The sequence below is a fragment of the Psychrobacter alimentarius genome (assembly GCF_001606025.1).
Taxonomy (GTDB): domain Bacteria; phylum Pseudomonadota; class Gammaproteobacteria; order Pseudomonadales; family Moraxellaceae; genus Psychrobacter; species Psychrobacter alimentarius.
Genome location: NZ_CP014945.1, coordinates 2,599,333 through 2,614,465, shown reverse-complemented (window position 1 = coordinate 2,614,465; position 15,133 = coordinate 2,599,333). Strand labels below are relative to the sequence as shown.

Here is a 15,133-nt window from a genome sequence, read left to right as displayed (position 1 = left end):
TTCATGCACAGATTTTGCTAATAGTAATTTCATCTTCGTACTTGCCAGTAGGTCCGTAACCACCTTCAGATCCGATCACTCCGACCACGCAAGTTTCAAACGACTTATAATAGCCGTCTTGACCAATTTTATTTGAGTCTTTCATTAACAGCTGTTTGGGATCTGCCACATAGTAGACTTTACCGTTCGTATCCAACTCATGTATTTCAAAGCTTCTCTTAAAAATTCCACGCATTTCTACTTCTTCTGGAGTTTGCTTTGCGATGGCTTCTGATGGATTTTCTTTCACCTCATGAACGCTGTTAGACTCTTTATTGCTACAACCTATACTCATAAATATGAGGGTTGCAAATCCTGCTACTACCAATCTGAGGTTAGACATTTAGCTTTTCCTGTAGAAGATATCTATAAATAGACTTTTTATAGAGCGCAATCAAAAAATTTGGTTATAAATACAACTCTTCTTTAATAGACTATTGTCGACTAAAATAAGTAATTCTACAATATAATTAACACTTTGTAATAGTGAAGCTTTACTTGAGCATTAAGCATCTTAGTAAGGGCTTGGCTCTCTATGATAAATGGCTAACTGTCAGGCTAGATTCATGGTTAGATATTTGGAATGTTGATACTAGCCAACATACTAATCACACAATAATTCCTATATAAGGATGAATATAATGAAAATTGAAATACGTCATGCCGAGCCAGAAGATGCAGACGCGTTGCAAGCAATTCATGCCGATGAGGCTTTATATGCAAATACTTTGCAGCTACCTATGCCATCCAAGACCCTATGGCGCAAGCGACTGGCGGATATACCTGAAAATATGTATATGTTAGTGGCTGAAATTGAGGATGAAGTGGTGGGAAGTCTCGGGCTTCAGACTATGACATCAAAGCGTCAACGCCATGTCGCAAGCTTTGGGGTCAGTGTAAAAACGGCAGCACAAGGCAAAGGTGTCGGCAGAGCGCTTATAAACGCAGCACTGGATTTGGCTGATAATTGGTTGGATATAAGGCGTATTGAAATTACCACTTATACCGATAACACCGGAGCTATTGGTTTATATGAGAGCTTGGGCTTTGTGATAGAAGGTGAAATGGTGGATTATGCTTATCGCAACGGCGAGTATGTCAATGCTTATCAGATGGCAAGAATTCGAAAAGTTAAAAATGGATAACACTGATAAATATCGTTTCTAAAATAGCTTACTTCCGTATTATTGATAAATATAAAAAGCCACCGTAAAAAATATTTACCCTAATAGTTAACTATGGAGTGCCACATGTTTTTTACACGTAAGGCAACCCAGAGTGATGTATCAGATATTGCTCACATTCACTTTGAAAGTTGGAATGCTACGTATTCGAACCTTTTACCTAAAACGTATAGAGACAAAGAAAATAACTTATCTCAAAAAATGGAAATGTGGGAGAAGCTGCTACCTAGATCTGATGTGAATACATGGATAGCATATGATGCTGAGGATACAACTGTAGGGTTTATTTCTTACTTTAAGAAAGATCACAAATGTGAAATAACTACTTTGTATCTTTTACCGCAATACCAAAATTTAGGGATAGGTACTAAGTTAATGAACGCAGTCCTAATTGACGTTTCTCAATATAATAGCTGCTCTAGTTTGTCTTTATGGGTGTTAAAAACCAATCTATCTGCGATTAGTTTCTATGAGAAATTTGGTTTTGAGTCTGCCGGTCAATGTGATGAAGAGCTATACGAGGACGCCAAAATAATAGATATTAGAATGGTAAAGCCACTTTAGTATCTATTATTTTGTGTAAGACTGTATCTACAATAAAGTACTTATTATCAAGACTCTCTGAGAAACAGCCTAAATGACTACGGATAATTTCTATGAATACACTTAATCAGCCCAAAGAACTTTTCTCTTGTACTGAAAATCTTACTTCAGACATTATCCCAGCATCATTTAATCTTATATTGCGAAAGCTATTTGAACCAGCAGGATATGCAGTTGAAGACATTGAGCCTGAAATAGAAAGTATAGAGTATGGAGCACTTAAATTTACACTGAATGGCCAAAGGGTAATTTATCGACAAGCGAAAACTACACCAAAAAAAATTGGTCAATTTGTGACAATATGGAAGCGTGAAAAATCTGATAGTGAGATTTCACCAATTGACCTGAAGGATGGGGTAGACTGGGTGATTATAGCTGCCAACGAGGGTACTAATTTTGGAGTTTTCATTTTCAGCGCACAACTTCTAGCTAGAAAAGGTGTATTCTCAGAAGAAGCAAAGGCTGGTAAAAGAGCGATGAGAGTATATGCTCCTTGGACAAACCCAACCGCTGTTCAAGCTAAACGAACAAAAAATTGGCAGACGGAGTGCTTTCTTGACTTTAAGAGTAGCGATGCAGATTTAAAGTCTTTTACTAAAAAACTGGGGTGATAATAAAAAGTATTCCAACCCCTTGATCTATCGAAATATAACAAACTCCCAATACGTGATTATTTAGATTTTTGAAGTACACCCCAAGAGAACCAGCTATTTTACCCCTTAAGCTTATTAATAGACCACTATCATAGAGCCATTTATATCAGAGTATTACCAACACTAAAATTGCGTTACTCATCTTGCTAAGTAATCAATGTATGCAATAAGTCTATTTTAGGATGCGCTCTAATCAATCCATAAAAAGTAGTCTTTTTCTCGGCTGTCATTTTTTCGAATAAAGCAGACTTTTTCGGCCTGCGTTCTTGGTTGATGCTGAGCATTGGCACCGCATTCTTTTGAGCGCTGTTTGATCCATTGAATCTGTTCTTGCTTCAAGCCAGCCTCCATACGCTCGCCATATAACCGCCTGACCTCATTTCGTGCTATTTGATAGCTTTTATTTAACGCTTTATCGGATGCAGTATATTTACTATCAATAAGAGCCGCTTGCGAAACCAATGGTAGATAGGTCGAGTTTTCTTTATAAGTGACGGAACTACCATCTAGCGTCCACTCATTGCCTGCATGTATCTTTTTATCGATAGGGTTTATAAAGCCTTTAATACCGTTACCTTCAAACTGATAACCCTGAAAGCCACATGGCGTCACGCCATCGTTACATAAGCTATGCTTGGTCTTGGCAGGGTAAAGTTTGACGCTATAGGGCGACTTATCGATACTCTTATCGTATGGCTTTATATGCCACAAGCGCTGCAAATCAGGGGCAACCAGTAGCATGTTATCGCACGTCACGCTGCCTTCTTCGCAGTCTTCATAAAGGTTCAGGCGTTGCCCTTGTACATCCATTCCTAATACAAAGTTTGCTTCTACAGGTACTACGGCTGTACTAAAAGACGCGGCTAATAAAAGACTGACACTAACGCCAGCCTGTTTTGATAAGCGAAACCTACATCGGTGAAAGACACGCATCATGGGTTCATACCTGCTGTAAAAAGTTCGTGAGCAAACGTTTGGCCCCTTCAGTTGCAAAGGATTCAGGATGAAATTGCACTCCTTGAATGGGATAGTCTTTGTGCTGTAGTCCCATAATCTCGTCACCAGCCAATGCCGATTCACTCAAGCTTAGAGTGTTATGATCATCATTGGCGACGACGGCTGTGGCCGCCAAGCATTCAGGTAGCGTGTCCGCTTTCACCATTAGTGAGTGATAACGCATGATTTCAAGCTCTTGTGGCAAGCCTTGGTAGATACCAGTACCATCATGGCGAATCGATGAGACCTTGCCATGCATCGGTAGGCTGGCACGAACCACGTCGCCGCCAAACACATGAGCGATGCCCTGCATCCCTAAGCAAACGCCCAATAATGGCGTCGTCTTGCCCATGACTTCGATCACCTCACTACACACACCAAAATAAGCAGGATCGTCTGGCGCACCAGGGCCGGGCGAGATAATGATTCGATCCAAGTTCATCGCTTGCACATCGGCTAAGGTAATCTCGTTATTGCGTTTGACGATGACGTTTGCCGCTTGACTGTCGTCCATGGTTTGTAGAATCTCACCAATGTATTGATAAAGATTAAAAGTAAACGAGTCGTAGTTGTCGATAATTAAAACATTCATGGTTGATAAACTCTTTGTGAAATGTGGTCAATTTATGGGTTCATAAAGCTGTCTAAGACCACTTTCATCGCTGACAGTTTACGCTGAATTTCTAAATACTCATCGGCTGGATTGGAGTCGTAGACATTGCCGCCACACGTTTGCGCGTAGGCCGATTCGCCATTGATAAACAGACTGCGAATAGGAATGGCAAAAATGCAGTCACCGTTAAAATTGAACGAGCCTAATGCACCGCCGTAAGCACCGCGACCGTCTGGTTCCAGCTCGTTGATCACTTTGATGGCCTCAATTTTTGGCGCCCCTGATAGAGTGCCTGCAGGGAAATTGCTGGCAAGCGCACTGAACATATCTTCATTGGGATGTAAGATACCAACGATTTCAGAGGAGATATGTTGTACGTGAGAGAAGCGCTTGATGTCCATCAAACTGCGCACTTTTACTGTACCAAATTGTGCCACACGGCCAATATCATTGCGATGCAGATCGACCAGCATATTGTGCTCAGCAATTTCTTTAGCATCATTGAGTAGTGCGCGGGCAAGTTTGCGATCCTCGATCACATCGACGCCGCGTTTGGCTGTTCCTGCTAAAGGATAGGTTTCCATCTCGCCTTGACGCAAGCGGAACAATAACTCAGGAGAGGCGCCAATAATACATTGCTGGCTAAACTTCATAAAGTACATGTGCGGTGATGGATTAACAGCTCGGAGTTTTTCATAAATGGGCATCTTGTCGCCAGCGATACGGTATTTAGACTTAAACCCCACTTCGCACTGAAAAATACGCCCAGAGACGATGTCTTCTTTGACTTGCATGACCGCTTTTGCATGGTCTTCTTGACTCATGCCATCACCCAAGAATTCGACGCTGGGCGGCTCGTAGCTTGGTATAGGGGCATCCAGTAAGCTTTTGATTTGCTCAATACGATTGTCTTGTTGCGTGGTCGGATAATAAAAATAAAAAATCTCACCCGTCATTTTATCTAGCGTCAGACCATCCAAATAGACCCCAAACTTAAACGGCTCAAAGTCCTCGCTCGACTTAGCATTGAGACTGGGCTCAAAGAAATTCACACAGTCGTAGCCCAAATAGCCGACCAGACCGCCACTTTGATCGCGCGCAATCACATGCTGCGGGGTGATCTTACGCAGCAGCTCATAAGGATTATCAGTTTGATAATGCGTGGTTTCTGCCGTTTTATTGTCAGTAATGGCAAGCGTGGTGCGATCAATAGCCGCAATGGTCATAATAGGATCAAAACCAATAGCATGATGGCGTGAAATATGACTGTCTTCGCCCAGTGACTCAAGCAAATAACAGATATCAAACTCGCGCTCAATACGCTTGAATAACGCAAAAAAATCGATATCTTGCGTCAGTTTTATGCGTTGCGGCTTACTAGGGATATCAATCAGTGTTGGCTGTACAGGTGTAGCATGAAAAGAGCTCATAACGACTTCCGGAATAGTTCAAATGGGTAATAAATAAAATAAGAGAAACGAGGAGAGTGTGATTTAGCTCCTTACTGACCTTTTCTGTGTGTGGCTAATAAAGCACTAACATCATGGTGTTGAATGGCTTTGGCCCCTCGTGAGACGGTCGCAATACCAACGCCCAATTGCTCAGAAATATCACGCTGGGTGACACCGCGTTCAAGCAAGTCAAAAATACGGATACGATTCGCAATCTCGTGCTGCTCTTTCTCCGTCAGTAGCGCTGTCAATAATACTTCGATATCAGACTTGTCGTGACAAGTGGCTAAATGGGTCAGAAGGCTTTGATAGGGATCAGTATTCATAATATTGGGTCTTAATAAAAAAGAATAACTATCTTGTATCAGTATTCTAGTACAGTAGTACAAAAAGCGCAAGTGATAAGCAAACTGGAGTACGATGCCAATAGTGGCTGAAAAGGTGTTCTGGTAGTAATTAGATGAGCGAGAGCATCAATAAAAGGAAGGTGGTCGGTGTTTGGCTTTAAAACCCAGGCCTTTACACCGTATCGACAATCACTGGCCGACCTTGATGATTTAGGACGGTGACATCAACGTTATAGAGCGCTTTCATGGTCTCTTTGGTCAGAACATCGACGGGCTTGCCAACCGCCATCACTTGTCCTGCTTTCATCGTGACTACGGTATCAGCAAATTGTGCCGCTTGATTGATATCATGGAGAACAATCACCACGGTTTTTTGTTGACTATGACTGACCTCTCGTAGCTCACGCATCAAACGGCCCGCATGATACATGTCCAAGTTATTAAGCGGTTCATCTAGCAACAAATAAGGCGTATCTTGGCAAACGATCATCGCAATCAATACTCGTTGGCGCTGACCACCCGACAAGGTTGATAAAAACCGATCAGCCAAAGAAGTCAGCTCAAAGCGCTCGATGATTTCTTGTACCTTTTGCTGGTCGTTAGCAGTGGGCTGCCCCTGATGATAAGGATAGCGTCCGAACATCAGTAGCTCATGCACACGCAATCGCCCTTGTACCTGATTCTCTTGTCCAAGCATCGCAACCGTTTTAGATAATGTTTTCGCATGGCAAGTGGCAATATCGTGTTCACCGAAGCAGACCTGTCCTGACTGTATAGGTTGCAAGCGTGACATAACAGAAAATAAAGTAGATTTACCCGCACCATTGGGGCCAATCAATGCGATAACTTGCGCGCTTGGCAATGACAATGTCACGTCATTTAAGATTTGCTGTTTGCCAATATGGTACGAGATATTATCTATTTTAATCATAGGGATTCTTGTTTTAGCGAATAGTAAAAATTTTACGTTGATAAAGGGTTATTTAGTACCAATGACACGGTTCTTGTGGCGACTATTTTTAATGACGCTACCTTTAACGATGTTTGGTCATAAAAATCAATAATAAAAATACCAGACCGCCTGCTAATTCGATAACGACTGACAATACGCCTGCCATACCCAGTATTTGCTCAAATATGGTTTGACCAAGCACCAGACAAATCATCGCAACTAAGCTGACCAGTATTAACCGCTCACTATGATACATATTGCGAGCAAGACGATTGGTAAGAGCACAAACCAACAAACCAAAAAAGGTCACTGGTCCGACGAGTGCAGTAGCCGTAGCGACTAATACTGCGATGACAGTAAGCAGCCCAAAGGCCAGACGTTGATAGTTAATGCCAAGATTGGTGGCTTGCGCTTTGCCTAGCATTAATACATCGCATTGATAACGCCAACGCCAAACAAACAAGCCCGTGATGACGCAAATAATCACGCTGATGCCAAGCAGTTGTGGATTGACGGTATTAAATTGAGCGTAGCTGGCCGACTGTACCACGACGAAATCATCAGGATTAATCAGCCGTGCAATCAAGGCTGACAAACTACGAAACAACACCCCGAAGATAACACCTACCAATATCAGGCGCGTCAAATCTTGGCTGGTTTTTGAAAATAACAGTTGGAACAACAACATGGATGCGCCAAACATGAGAAAAATCTCAAGCATAAATTTGGCAATAGGATCGATAATGGTGAAGCTGATGGCACCCAAGAAAAAAACCAGCACGCTTTGCAGCAAGACATATAGGGAGTCGAAGCCCAATAGAGAAGGCGTCAAAATAGGATTGTGTGTCAAGGTTTGAAACAGTAAGGTTGACACGCCGATAGCGTATCCGACCACCATCAAAGCCAGCAGTTTTTTACCGCGTAGGGGTAGGGCAAAATCCCAATATCCATTAACGTTGAGTGTCAAAAATAACGTCATCGCAATCACTAATATGATAGAGGCGACGGACTTTGGATGATCAACTATGAACGCCCAAAATTGAGCAAGATGTTTTTGCCAAGTGGTAGAAGCGCCATGACCCTTATCTGTGTCGCTCTTTTGTGCAGCGCTAGGCGTAGACGATGAAAACATGGATAAATCCTATAGTGTCACGCTTATCTAATCAGACAGAAGGACAATGACAGTTATAAAATAAGTCATAAGACCTCAAATAATAAGGTCTATGCATAGAGTATTTGCTATGCGATGTCGAACGAATCAGGTATTACAATCACTGATAAACGATTCATTCGCTGAGTACCGCAAAAAACATAGTTATTGCTCAGCAGGGGCGCGCAGCAGCAACCATAAGAACAGCACCGTACCGACCACGCCAAACACAGTCGCGACAGGCACTTCAAATGGATAATGAATAGAGCGTCCGATAATATCGCACAGTAGGACGGCTGATGCCCCCAACAAGGCGACGGCTGGTAAACTGCGACGTAACTTATCCCCCATCAATCGGCTGACGATATTGGGCACCACCAACCCAATAAAGGGAATCATACCAACAGTCACCACGACCACCGCACTCATCATGGCCACCATACCAACACCAAGCCAAGTGACTTGGCGCTTGCTAATGCCTAGGTTCAACGCGATGTTGTCGCCCAGCCCGACGATGGTCAGTTTATCAGCGATAATATAAGCAAGAACGCACAACCCACCAGTCAGCCATAGCAACTCATAACGACCTGCCAAAACACCTGAAAAATCTCCAAACTGCCAAACGCTGAGCATCTGTAATGTCTCGGTTTGATATGCAATAAAGGTCGTCACAGCCTCAATGATACCGCCAAAAACGATGCCAATGAGTGGAATCATTAAAAAATCAGTGGGCGGGATACGGTGAATGAGCGCCATAAAAACCATCATGCCAATGACGGCCGAGAAGGTAGCCACGCCCATTTTTATGATGAGGGCGCTCGCTGGGAACAATAGGCTGACTACCAATAACCCAAGAGCTGCACTTTGGGTAGCACCGACCATAGAAGGCTCAACGAAGCGGTTTTTTAGTACCACTTGGATGATCATTCCAGCCACTGCCATTGCAACCCCTGTCAATATAATGGCAAGGGTACGTGGTATCCGGCTGACAAGAAGAAGCGAGCTATCAGAATTGGCGCTATGGTTGAGTAAGCTGTGAAAAATACCTGACCACGAAAAATCTGCCACACCGATAGATAAACTCAATAAAACCAAAAGCCCCATAAGAATGAGGCTACCTAGGTTGATTAACCAAGGTGGTATGGCGGCACGTCGAGGTTTGGTAATTAAGGCTTTATCAGCCTCTCTTTGCCAGTTGGATGAAGCTGCTGACAAAGATGAGCTGGGTTTCACGCTGGTATGAGCACGATGTGAGAATAACGACATAGTGGCTACTGGCTTAGAAAGTGAAAGATTATAACTAAAAATTAGAGCCATGGCTCAAACAGTAATCACGTTTATTTGGCAGCAGCAAACGCATCTTTAATCGTGGTCAAATCTTTAATCCACTGGTAATACCCACCAAAAGCAAGATAAGAGTCTGGGCTAAGGTAGACCACTTGATCCTTACTCCACGCATTGGTTTGCGCAACCAATGGATTGTCTAATACGGCTTTGGCACCTGCACCATCTTCACCAATGGCAGCACTACGATCAATGATAAATAACCAGTCTGGATTGGTCTTTTGTAAATACTCAAAAGAGACAGGCTGACCATGACTGGCATCTTTAATCTGATTATCTGCCATAGGTACACCCAGTACGGTATGTATGAATCCGAAACGTGATTTTTCACCATAAGCGGACATTTTATTGCCATTGACCATCACAACCAAGCCTGTCCCTTTATCCTTGGTCAAGACTTTAGTTTCATCAATAAGACTGTCAATGTCTCCTTGCAATTTTGCCGCTTGATCACTTTTGCCAAACAAAGCACCCAAGTCATGCAAACGCTGTTTACTGGATTCATAGATTTTTGTGGTATCAATGGTCATATCAAGTGTTGGAGCGATACTTGACAAGGCATCATATTTTTCGGCCATACGTGAGCCAACTAAAATAGCTTGTGGCTTCATCGCGTTCAACGCTTCAAGATCCGGCTCAAAAACAGTACCGACACTTTTGGGTTCAGGCTGTGTTTTTGCCTGTAAATTATCTAATCTCAGGTTGCTTGGCATACCATCAACGGCCACATCAAGTGCGGCCAAATCTTGTAACAGACTCATGTCATAAACAACAAAGGGTGAAGGGTTGATCGCCAAATCAACCTTTCCTTTTACCGTGTCTACTGAGACAGTTTGAGCAGAAACAGCGTCATTATTGGCAACATTCGAGGCGGCATCAGCAGTCGGGTTTTCAGTGTTGGCATCTGCAGGCTCAGAATCGTTAGACTCAGGTGAACTACAGCCTGTCACACTAACCGTCGCTATAAGTGCTGTTATAACCACAGTCAATAACGGACGCTTGAATAAAGGAAGCGGGGAGCGATTAGAAAACAAAGTAAGAGACATAGATAACTCGGCATATCGGATAGTTAGGCAATAGGTGAATAACGTATTTGCCAATAAAAATAAAAAAATCTGCTTGGTATGATGTAAAACGAAGCAAGATCAGAAATAGGGTGTTAAGAATTATTGGTTCTATTGTTAAAGTTTGCTGCCGCTCATATTTTTAGTAACTTAAAGACATTAACCTAACAATAGGGAAAACGAATCAGTGGCCATGATAGATTAATTGAGATTCATTATCAACGGTAATGATAATGATTTTTATTAGCACTACGGACGTTATTTTTTATGTTATTGTTAAATAGAAAGTTTTGATAAAATAACAGAATTTTAATGTATTGTTTTTCTTTGACACATTCAGACTGTATTCAACATTAATGATAGGTTTGAGTAAATTATCATAAATTATTATTGATAATAATTATCGTTTGCATTATTATCTACACCATTCTATTTTGGTTAATTAATATTAGGGTGTTATGAGTTCAACGGATTTAGAAGCGCCATCACGTAAACTGTTATTCGCAGCTATCATTATAGTTTTGGCGTTGCATGTGTTGACGGTGATCGCATTAGCGGCTATCAAAACTCCTGAATTAAAAGTTGAAAATAAAAATGACGCATCACCTATTGAGATAGAGCTTGTATCGTTACCAGCTGAAACGGCGACACCAGTGGCAGAAGTAAAGGCTGCTCCTAAGGAGGAACCGAGACCTCCAGTTGTAGAGCAGCCGCAGCCAGAACCTAAGCCTGTCGAACAACCTAAGCCAAAAAACCCAGCAAAGCCAGTAGTGAAAGAAACGAAGGTTCAGCCTAAAGCAACACCTAAAGAACCAGTAAAAAAACAAGAAACTAAAGAAAAGCCAAAAGAGCCATTGGTAGATCCCAAGATCGCTGAGGCTGCTGCGAATGAGCAACGCAAACTCATCGCGGCACGAGCAGAAAGGGCCGCTCAACAAGCGCAGGCGCAGGCTGCTCGCGAAGCCCAAGCAAATCGTGACGCGCAAGCGCAAGCTGCCCGTGAGGCTCAAGCTCAAGCTGCGAGAGATGCGCAGGCTGATAGAGCTGCGGCAGAGGCAAAAGCTGCAAAAGAAGCCGCCGCGCGTGCACAGGCTGATGCGGCCGCTAAAGCAGCAGCTGCGGCCAGTAATACACCAGTGAATTTTACCGCGACCAATGCCAACTGGGCATCTGCACCAAACTTTAGCTTCCCTGATCGTGCTGCTCGTAGAGCCAGCCCAGGTGATGTGTTAGAAGTGGTCTTGGTATTAAGAGTGAATAAGCAGGGTGGTATTGATAGTGTCAATGTTGCTAAGTCATCAGGTAACACGCTGCTAGACAAAGAAGCCCAACGCCAAGTACGTTCTGGTAAATTTAAACCATTTATGAAAAATGGTGTACCAGTTGTCGGCAACGTGACACTACCGATTGCTTATAAAGTACCGTAAATACAAAATCATAATAACAGCCACTATATGCGTGGCTGAAATATATGCAGTAAATCAAAAGCAAAAAATACTCAAGTCATAGCAATGAAATAACAAATCAAGGAGTCTGACATGGACTTTATGCAATACTGGCAATATAGCGACATGGTGACAAAAAGCCTGTTCTTTGTGCTCTTAGTCCTGTCCATCGTATCGTGGGTCACTGGTATCATTCGTGTGCTACAAAGCCGTAAACTGGCGACGAGTGTGGCAGATGATTTGAGTCAGCAAATCCAGCCAACACAAGCAAACCTAGCAGATTCAGATGCGGCTACACGTCGCTTGGTCACTGAACAGACCTTGCTCAAGCATATTGGTCGTTATCGTTTTTCCAGCGAGCGTGGGTTGCCTATTCTTGGAACCACAGCTGCTATTGCACCATTTATCGGTTTGTTCGGTACCGTATGGGGTATTTTCCACGCATTGCATAATATCGGTATGAGCGGACAAGCAGGGTTGGGTCAAGTAGCAGCGCCAGTCGGTGAGGCACTTATCATGACAGGTCTTGGTATCGCGGTTGCCATTCCAGCAGTGGTATTCTATAACCTTGCTGTACGTATTAATCGCCGTGTGATGTACCATGCTAATGATAGAGCACATGATCTATTGGCAAACTCTGCTCGAATGGTAGACAGCGCACAGGCCTCAATAACTACTAAACCTGCCATGACTCAAACGCCAATCGTAAAAGAGTCACATGCAAGTGCTGAAAATATCCAGCAGACCAGTCATTATCGTAACTCAGCCTCATCACAGCCTTGATAATGAGTAACCAGTAAGGTTGTCAGTTAAGAAAAAACAAAGCCGGCGCACAAGGGCTGGCTGTATTGAGAATAACCAAACGTATTGAGAATAATTATGGCATTTCAATTGGGTGATGATGACGTTCAAAGTATGAATGAGATGAACCTCATTCCACTTATCGATATCATGCTGGTATTGATGATTATATTTTTATTGACGGCTACTGTGCTAAATCCAACAGTACCATTAGACTTGCCAAAAACCAGTGCAGTGGTGAACGATACGCCACCAGAAGCCATTCAAATCAGCATCGATAAAGACGCAGGAATATTCTGGGATAGCGATCCGATCAGTATGGAAGAGCTTGAAACACGACTGCAACAGCAAAGCGTGGCTGGTAAAGACCCTTCTGTACAATTACGTGCTGATAAAGAAAGTAAATATGACACGGTCGCTCAAGTACTGGCTGCAACCAGTCAGGCTGGACTCACGAAGGTTGCCTTTGTTAACGAATAAAGTCTACTCAGGCCTATGATTGGCAAAGCACCATACATAATGGGATAGAGGCTGTCATAGTTCTTATACGACTAAAGTTTTTATACCAATAAGCTGACCAGCATTACCAGTAAGCTTATTAATAAAAAAATTACTAGAATAACAAGAAGAAAAATTAGAATAATAAATCTCTCCTTCCACCTCGCTTGGGTAACCTTGTGAGGTTTCCTTTATTGTAGCGTGTGCAATGACTTCGTCGCTTTATGATAAGAGCATTGTAGAAGTAGTAAGATATAATCTAAATCGACTGCGTCATCAAATAACAACCATAAAGACTTTACGTTACCAACCATAGCCAAATGGACGATAGCCATAACCAAAATGACCGGGCCCATAGCCAAATGGATAAGGCGAGCGCAGATAGTCAAGGTCACGCTGACGAATATAATAGTAGCGCCCTTGAGAATACGCTTCTTCTAGCTTCTCGATACCTTCAAGGGGACAAACAGGTTGCCAATCGTAACCTTCGCGTCCAAGCTTATAAGCATTAAGCTCGGTACAGTAATTTTTGAGACCCTTCTGACGTCCTTGTTCCCACTGTATACGATTGGGCGTTGCGCCGCCGACGCTTGCACAGCTATTGGCATAATGTCCAAAGTAAGCACCTGAGCGTCCTCGCAAACCATCTGCATAACCAACTTCTTGCCAGTTACTGTCTTGACACTGCTGCGGTGTCAGACTCTGGGTCGTCGCACAACCTGATAAAATCAATACGGCAGCGCCCATAAGAGATAAGGTAATGCCAGAGTGAACAGTGAGTTTATCAAGTAGTTTGCTAGCAAAACCAGCAGTCGATGAGTTTTGTTTAATAAGATAATTCATAATAAACCTGCGCGCGTTTAAAATTATGGTTTATCATAGCACTTTTTGCTAGCGACAACTTTTTATATCTGATTATTATATTTGTTTTTAATTGCTCTAAGTATTTGATATGACAATATAAATATCAGCTAAGGCACAGATAAGAGCGCGAGGTTTTCACTGATTATGCAGATAGGCTGCTTGATTTTTAATGGTTAGCGCTCATTATAAACCTCTACATACCAATCATTTATCTATTCACCGCTCTTTACATGTATAGCTGTGTCAGCTGGGTAGTTGTATTTTTAGCAGTAGTTTCATTTAGTTAAAAGGTCAGACCATCATGGGAATATTGATTGGCGTTATCATTGTACTATTCGTATTAGGGAGTATGATGGCGCTCAAACCTAACGGTATCGATCAGCGTTTGGATAATCTGCGCATGACAGCGCGTCACTTGCAGCTGAATCCAAAGCTGGTTACTTGTCCTGATTGGATAAAAGGCCGTGACAATGAATACGGGCGCGGCATGATGGGGCAGTACTGCTTAGTATTAGAAAACACGCAGTTGCCGCATACACGCTACCAAGTGATTGATGGACAGTGGCGCCCAGACAGCAGTTTTGTAGATACAACTAAAGATGATATCAAGCTCAATATTCCAAGTGCTATCCGTTCTACTCAAAGTAGTCCAGACATTGCTATTAAGAAGACCAATTTTAGCTTGGATAAAGTGCCGCTAGACTTACCAGTGAGTATCGAGCCTTCCGTCAAAGGACTATTAACCAAGGCAAATAGCATCATTATTTATTGGGAAGATATTGCTTACGTGCGTCCATCGACTAACCCAAAATATCAGCAAAAAGCGATTGAATCCGATTTATTGGTGCTAAAGGCAAACCTCGAAAAATGGGCATTACAGATGCAAAAAACAACAGCAAAGTAGTAAATGGTTTTCTAATCTCCATTTATAGACAATAAGCAAGTGCTTCTTGCAAACGCTGAGTTCATTTATTGTTGACAGCTGAACGTTTAGCAGTGTAACGTCTTTATAACTCTATTTTTACTCTATGGTTATTGTTTGTGTTATAACCATTTTCATAAGCAGCTGATTACTACAAAAATTAATGGGCGATTATAAATTGCCATGCTGCTGAATTTATTCTTACTT

The 15,133-nt window shown here is 42.5% G+C and carries 17 protein-coding genes; 7 read left to right on the top strand and 10 right to left on the bottom strand.

All coding sequences use genetic code 11. From position 1 onward, the window contains the following. Position 1: 1 nt before the first annotated feature. Positions 2-382, bottom strand: a complete 381-nt coding sequence (locus A3K91_RS10720; protein ID WP_062845250.1) for a hypothetical protein — start codon at positions 380-382, stop codon at positions 2-4. Between the two features lie 298 nt (positions 383-680). Between A3K91_RS10720 and A3K91_RS10715 the strand changes: the two genes are divergently transcribed. The 3 genes from A3K91_RS10715 (at position 681) to A3K91_RS10705 (ending at position 2,437) form a co-directional block, all read left to right on the top strand. After that, positions 681-1,184: a GNAT family N-acetyltransferase gene (locus A3K91_RS10715; RefSeq protein ID WP_208855348.1), complete on the top strand. Its 504-nt coding sequence runs from the start codon at positions 681-683 to the stop codon at positions 1,182-1,184. Between the two features lie 105 nt (positions 1,185-1,289). Continuing rightward, the gene (locus A3K91_RS10710; protein WP_062845249.1) at positions 1,290-1,787 is read left to right on the top strand and encodes a GNAT family N-acetyltransferase; all 498 of its coding nucleotides are present in this window, start codon (positions 1,290-1,292) and stop codon (positions 1,785-1,787) included. 92 nt (positions 1,788-1,879) lie between these two features. Next, entirely contained in the window at positions 1,880-2,437 is a 558-nt protein-coding gene (locus A3K91_RS10705; protein WP_062845248.1) for a MepB family protein, read from the top strand. Positions 2,438-2,668: 231 nt separating this feature from the next. Here the strand turns inward: A3K91_RS10705 and A3K91_RS10700 are convergent, their stop codons facing one another. The 8 genes from A3K91_RS10700 to A3K91_RS10665 form a co-directional block, all read right to left on the bottom strand. Then, complete coding sequence (locus A3K91_RS10700; RefSeq protein ID WP_084387337.1) at positions 2,669-3,415, bottom strand: lysozyme inhibitor LprI family protein; 747 nt, start codon at positions 3,413-3,415, stop codon at positions 2,669-2,671. Between the two features lie 4 nt (positions 3,416-3,419). Continuing rightward, complete coding sequence (locus A3K91_RS10695) at positions 3,420-4,067, bottom strand: anthranilate synthase component II (protein WP_062845246.1); 648 nt, start codon at positions 4,065-4,067, stop codon at positions 3,420-3,422. 32 nt (positions 4,068-4,099) lie between these two features. After that, entirely contained in the window at positions 4,100-5,518 is a 1,419-nt protein-coding gene (locus tag A3K91_RS10690; protein ID WP_062845245.1) for an anthranilate synthase component I family protein, read from the bottom strand. 71 nt (positions 5,519-5,589) lie between these two features. Beyond that, the gene (locus tag A3K91_RS10685) at positions 5,590-5,865 is read right to left on the bottom strand and encodes a Trp family transcriptional regulator (protein WP_062845244.1); all 276 of its coding nucleotides are present in this window, start codon (positions 5,863-5,865) and stop codon (positions 5,590-5,592) included. Positions 5,866-6,058: 193 nt separating this feature from the next. Next, positions 6,059-6,817 carry an iron ABC transporter ATP-binding protein gene (locus A3K91_RS10680; RefSeq protein WP_062845243.1) on the bottom strand — a complete coding sequence of 253 codons (759 nt, stop codon included), beginning with the start codon at positions 6,815-6,817 and terminating at the stop codon, positions 6,059-6,061. 103 nt (positions 6,818-6,920) lie between these two features. Beyond that, positions 6,921-7,970 carry an iron chelate uptake ABC transporter family permease subunit gene (locus A3K91_RS10675; RefSeq protein ID WP_084387336.1) on the bottom strand — a complete coding sequence of 350 codons (1,050 nt, stop codon included), beginning with the start codon at positions 7,968-7,970 and terminating at the stop codon, positions 6,921-6,923. Positions 7,971-8,153: 183 nt separating this feature from the next. Beyond that, positions 8,154-9,254, bottom strand: a complete 1,101-nt coding sequence (locus tag A3K91_RS10670) for an ABC transporter permease (protein ID WP_099046708.1) — start codon at positions 9,252-9,254, stop codon at positions 8,154-8,156. 71 nt (positions 9,255-9,325) lie between these two features. Next, entirely contained in the window at positions 9,326-10,378 is a 1,053-nt protein-coding gene (locus tag A3K91_RS10665) for a siderophore ABC transporter substrate-binding protein (protein ID WP_062845242.1), read from the bottom strand. A gap of 476 nt (positions 10,379-10,854) precedes the next feature. Between A3K91_RS10665 and A3K91_RS10660 the strand changes: the two genes are divergently transcribed. The 3 genes from A3K91_RS10660 (at position 10,855) to A3K91_RS10650 (ending at position 13,122) form a co-directional block, all read left to right on the top strand. After that, positions 10,855-11,823: an energy transducer TonB gene (locus A3K91_RS10660; RefSeq protein ID WP_062845241.1), complete on the top strand. Its 969-nt coding sequence runs from the start codon at positions 10,855-10,857 to the stop codon at positions 11,821-11,823. 111 nt (positions 11,824-11,934) lie between these two features. Then, positions 11,935-12,624, top strand: a complete 690-nt coding sequence (locus A3K91_RS10655) for a MotA/TolQ/ExbB proton channel family protein (RefSeq protein ID WP_062845240.1) — start codon at positions 11,935-11,937, stop codon at positions 12,622-12,624. Between the two features lie 96 nt (positions 12,625-12,720). After that, positions 12,721-13,122: an ExbD/TolR family protein gene (locus tag A3K91_RS10650; RefSeq protein ID WP_062845239.1), complete on the top strand. Its 402-nt coding sequence runs from the start codon at positions 12,721-12,723 to the stop codon at positions 13,120-13,122. A gap of 321 nt (positions 13,123-13,443) precedes the next feature. Here A3K91_RS10650 and A3K91_RS10645 read toward each other — a convergent pair whose 3' ends face one another. Continuing rightward, a complete protein-coding gene (locus A3K91_RS10645) occupies positions 13,444-13,983 on the bottom strand; it encodes a DUF2799 domain-containing protein (RefSeq protein WP_062845238.1) in 540 nt (179 codons plus the stop codon). Between the two features lie 322 nt (positions 13,984-14,305). Here A3K91_RS10645 and A3K91_RS10640 point away from each other — a divergent pair, with 322 nt between their 5' ends. After that, on the top strand, positions 14,306-14,908 hold the full coding sequence (locus tag A3K91_RS10640) for a hypothetical protein (protein WP_062845237.1): 603 nt from the start codon (positions 14,306-14,308) through the stop codon (positions 14,906-14,908). The last annotated feature ends 225 nt before the right edge of the window (positions 14,909-15,133 follow it).